This window comes from uncultured Thiodictyon sp., from assembly GCF_903828115.1.
GTDB lineage: Bacteria > Pseudomonadota > Gammaproteobacteria > Chromatiales > Chromatiaceae > Thiodictyon.
In genome coordinates, this window is the sequence record NZ_CAIKKU010000601.1 from 1 (window position 1) to 4,013 (window position 4,013).

Here is a 4,013-nt window from a genome sequence, read left to right on the forward strand (position 1 = left end):
ATTCGATTACGACAACGACAACGACAACGACAACGACAGCGTACCCGGAATCTCCGCCACCACATCAGTTCTGATCGCACCCTACGAGATGGCCGGGGTTTGCCGCAAGAACTGGTCGTCAGTGAGTTGCTTCAACACGAACTGGGCCACATCGGCGCGCGACACCTGTCGGGCCCGGATGGATTTTGCCAGCCCCGCGGCGTAGGTGCCGGTCAGCGGCCCGTCGGTCAGGCCGCCCGGGCGCACGATGGTCCAGTCCAGACCGCTCGCACGGATCAGCCGCTCCTGCTCCTCCTTCGCCGCCATGATCTTTTTCAGGGCGATCTGCATCACGATCCTGAAGATGAACGACATCTGTGCGGCGCTGTCGCCGACCCCCATCGACGTGACCGCGATCAGGCGGCGCACCCCCTGTGACTGCATGGCCGCGAGGATGGCGGCGGTGCCGCGCGACTCGATGGGCACGGCGCCCGGACGGGTCCCCAGGACACAGATCACCGCGTCGGTCGCCCGGACGCAGTCATCGACGGCCGTTTGATCCAGGACGTCGCCGACGATCGGGGTGAGTCCGGGGCAGTCGGCGGGGACCTTGTCCGGGTCGCGCACCAGGGCCTGGACCTGATGGCCTTGCGCCAGGGCCTGCTGCAGGACCTCGCGGCCGGTGCCGCCGGTGGCGCCGAAGAGTGCGATATTCATGCGGTGGTGGTCTCCTTCATCGGGGTGGATGGATCTGAGGGGGGCGCGGCCCGCGCCCGGGCGCGCGCTTCTGCGGTTAATATGGGGCCGATCCCTGAACCAACATCAGGATTTTGCCCCGCCGTCGGCGCGCGCTGTCACCCCTGACAACCGCGGCGCCTGGTGGTCCACTCAAGCCCCCCACTGGAGGACCCATGATCCAGCTCTCCTATATCAGCTCCGCCACCGAGCCCATGTCGACCCACGACCTGCTGGCGCTCCTGCAGGGGTGCCGGCAAGGCAACGCCGACCGCGGTGTGACCGGCATGTTGCTCTACGGAAACGCGACCTTTCTGCAGGTGCTGGAGGGCGAGGAGGGCGTTGTCGATGACCTGCTCGAGCGCATCCGCCGCGACCCGCGCCATACCGGTCTGCAGGTTCTGCATCGCAAGTCGATTGAGCGTCGTCAATACTCGGACTGGAGTATGGGGTTTAAACGGGTCGCGGACAAGGAGTTGGGCCAGGTCGAGGGTTTACGTGATTTCGCGGAGAAGGATTTCAACCCCGCCTTCCTTGCGCAACACAGCGCCGTGGTCGAGAGCCTGATGAATCATTTCCGCAAGGAGCGCTTCAAGGCGATCGGCCAGGGTGAATTGGGTGTCGATGAAGAGGACCGGATGATCAATGTCCTTCACCGCATCATCCGGGGTGCCGTGCGGGTACTCGCGGTGGTGATGGTCATCACCATCCTGTGGGGCGTCGTGGACGTGATCAGCGTACTCTATTATGAATTGTTCCGGCCGGGAATCGAGGAACTCAAGATCCATGATATCGTCGTCACCTTCGGCGCCTTCCTGGCGGTGCTGATCGCAATCGAGATCTTCATGAATATCACCCTGTATCTGCGCGACGATGTGGTCCACGTCAAATTGGTGATCGCCACCGCCCTGATGGCGATCGCGCGCAAGGTCATCGTCTTCGACTTCCACAAGATCGAGCCCATGTACGTCCTGGCGACCGCCGCGGTGGTGTTGGCGCTCGGTATCGTCTATTGGTTGATGGATCGCCGGACACTTTGGGGCGAGGCGGGGGCGCGGCATTAGTAACGAGTCAAGAACAAGTTAGGCACAATCGTTGTCGTTGTCGTTGTCGTAATCGGAGAAGCGATGCAATCCGGGCACTACGATAATCTCGACAACGACAACGAAAACGACAACGACAACGACGCTAACAGCATTCTCTAGTTGATCCTGCAACATCTTGTCAATTGGCGTCGGCGCGATCGGCAAATCCACGCGCGCTCTTGGGGCGTTGGATGCGGCTGGAGGGCCTCTCCGGGTCGAGGGATCCAACCGGTGCGGGCTCCGCGCCTGGTCGCGCCAGGCCGACGAGGTTCGCCACCGCCGCGACCGCGGTCGCGATGATGGCCGCACGCCGTGCCGCGGACCCGCGGTCTGCGCCGGAGCAAACGGATCGGCAGAGCCAATCCGTGGGTGACTCGAAGTCGCAATGACCGGCCCCGGGGATGCGGGCGAGGCGTCCCCCGGGACTGGCCGCGAACACCTTGAGCCCATTGCTATACGCATTGCACGCGGCCGGGTCGCCCGCGAGGCCCAGCAGCGGCCGGTCCAGGGCGCGCGCCATTCCGACCCCGAGGCCGGCCTGGTCGACCAGGTCCAGGGCCAGGACGCCGCGGGTATGCGGGTCCAGCCGCCCGGCGATCAGGGCCGCCAGGGCCCCCGCCGAGAAGCCGCCATAGATCACCTGCCGCGCGCCGAGCCGGCGGGCGACTGCGATCATTGCCAGGGCGTTGCGCACCGGCGCTCCATCCCAGGGGCGGCTGCACAGGGACAGGGTCACCGCCGGGATACCATGGTCCGCCAAGGCCCGGGCCAGTCCGCTGAGGTGGCGCCGATCGCGCAGGAAGCCGGGGGCCAGGATGACCGGGACCGCGGTGCGCGGGCGCCGGGGTTCAAAGCGGGTGGTATCGATCGGGCAGCCGGTGTCTGATTGGCTGGAGTCCCGCCCGACGATGATGCCCCTGTTTCCCGCCAAGTATTCGAGCCTGGGCGCCGCGCCGCCGACAATGGTGCCCGAACCGTCCGCGTCGCCCCGGCCCAATCCGGAGCACCCGGCGAGGGCGATGGCCGCCGCCACCCAGACCATGGCTGCGAGTCCGCCGACCCGCCCTGACGCGCGCGGCCGGGCGGATGGCCGAGTCTGGGGTTGCGCTCGGGGATTCATCATTAGTCTCAGATGGGGGCGATCCAGGATAAACTGCCTGGATTTGCAGCGTCGACCCGGATTGCGCCGCGCTCCATCCCGGCGACCAAGAGCGCCTGCGCGCAATACCTGCACAGTCTCGCCGCGCAGGAACCAGTATCCAAACTGCCGTCCGCGGCCCCGTGACGCCACTGAACCAGACCGGAGGACCCATCGCCATGATCACCAAGAAGCTGTTCCTCGCCTCCTCCGCCGAGCTGAAAGAGGATCGCCGCGACTTCGAGGTCTTCATCAACCGCAAGAACAAGGACTGGGGCGCCCGCGGGGTCTCCCTGGAACTGGTCATCTGGGAGGACTTCCTCGACGCGGTGTCGCAGACCCGCCTCCAAGACGAATACAACCGCGAGATCCGCCGCTGCGACCTCTTCGTCATACTCTGCTGGACCAAGGTCGGCCGCTATACGCAAGAGGAATTCGAGACCGCCTTCGCCCAGTTCAAGGCCGCCAACCGGCCATTCATCTTCACCTATTTCAAGGACGCCCCGATCAGCACCGGCAGTGCCGACAAGCAAGACCTGATGAGCCTCTGGGCCTTCCAGGAAAGGCTGGATGCACTGGGTCACTTCTACACCCGTTACAAGACCAGCGACGCGTTGCAGCTCCATTTCAGCGGCCAGCTCGACAAGCTGGTCGCGAACGGATTCATTGCATTTGCGCCGGAGCCGGCGGCGGCTGCCGGGTCCGACGCAAAGAACTTCCAGGCGACCCAGAGCGGCAGCGGTGCCATCGCCCAGGGTAGGGGTGCGACCGCGGTCGGCGCCGGCGGTGTTTTGGTCCGCGGCACGAATAGCGGCACCATCGTCACCGGGACCCAGGTCAATATCGGCGGCAAGGTCCAGGTGGACGGGGACTTGGTCGGCCGTGACCGAATCACCAAGAAAGAGGGATACACCGAGAGGTGATCGTGCCCCGGCCGCGAGATTGTGCAAGAATTCCCCGCGCGCCTTCGGCGCTGCCGACCGGCTGGCGACGATGCAAGGGTCATCGGCTGCCCCGGAAGATGAAAGTGCTCCCGTGGGAGCGGCCTCCGGCCGCGATGCGGTGCCGCGGTAACC

5 protein-coding genes are annotated in these 4,013 nt (G+C 65.4%); 2 read left to right on the forward strand and 3 right to left on the reverse strand.

The annotated features are described in order from the left end of the window. Positions 1 to 81: 81 nt before the first annotated feature. Complete coding sequence (locus QZY48_RS22695) at positions 82 to 696, reverse strand: NAD(P)-dependent oxidoreductase (RefSeq protein WP_295435389.1); 615 nt, start codon at positions 694 to 696, stop codon at positions 82 to 84. 194 nt (positions 697 to 890) lie between these two features. On the opposite strand from QZY48_RS22695, the gene QZY48_RS22700 reads away from it, so the two are divergent. Next, positions 891 to 1,778, forward strand: coding sequence for a phosphate-starvation-inducible PsiE family protein (locus QZY48_RS22700; RefSeq protein ID WP_295435390.1), 888 nt, complete (start codon positions 891 to 893; stop codon positions 1,776 to 1,778). A gap of 18 nt (positions 1,779 to 1,796) precedes the next feature. Here QZY48_RS22700 and QZY48_RS22705 read toward each other — a convergent pair whose 3' ends face one another. Continuing rightward, on the reverse strand, positions 1,797 to 1,931 hold the full coding sequence (locus QZY48_RS22705) for a hypothetical protein (protein ID WP_295435391.1): 135 nt from the start codon (positions 1,929 to 1,931) through the stop codon (positions 1,797 to 1,799). Between the two features lie 7 nt (positions 1,932 to 1,938). Beyond that, positions 1,939 to 2,841 carry an alpha/beta hydrolase gene (locus tag QZY48_RS22710; RefSeq protein ID WP_295435392.1) on the reverse strand — a complete coding sequence of 301 codons (903 nt, stop codon included), beginning with the start codon at positions 2,839 to 2,841 and terminating at the stop codon, positions 1,939 to 1,941. A gap of 275 nt (positions 2,842 to 3,116) precedes the next feature. Between QZY48_RS22710 and QZY48_RS22715 the strand changes: the two genes are divergently transcribed. Beyond that, positions 3,117 to 3,860 (forward strand): toll/interleukin-1 receptor domain-containing protein, encoded by a 744-nt coding sequence (locus tag QZY48_RS22715; RefSeq protein WP_295435393.1) that lies wholly within the window; start codon positions 3,117 to 3,119, stop codon positions 3,858 to 3,860. Positions 3,861 to 4,013 lie beyond the last annotated feature (153 nt).

Coding starts and splice junctions, on each gene's coding strand:
- QZY48_RS22715 (WP_295435393.1), top strand. CDS start 3,117: ATGATCACCAAGAAGCTGTTCCTCGCCTCCTCCGCCGAGCTGAAAGAG.
- QZY48_RS22700 (WP_295435390.1), top strand. CDS start 891: ATGATCCAGCTCTCCTATATCAGCTCCGCCACCGAGCCCATGTCGACC.
- QZY48_RS22695 (WP_295435389.1), bottom strand. CDS start 696: ATGAATATCGCACTCTTCGGCGCCACCGGCGGCACCGGCCGCGAGGTC.
- QZY48_RS22710 (WP_295435392.1), bottom strand. CDS start 2,841: ATGGTCTGGGTGGCGGCGGCCATCGCCCTCGCCGGGTGCTCCGGATTG.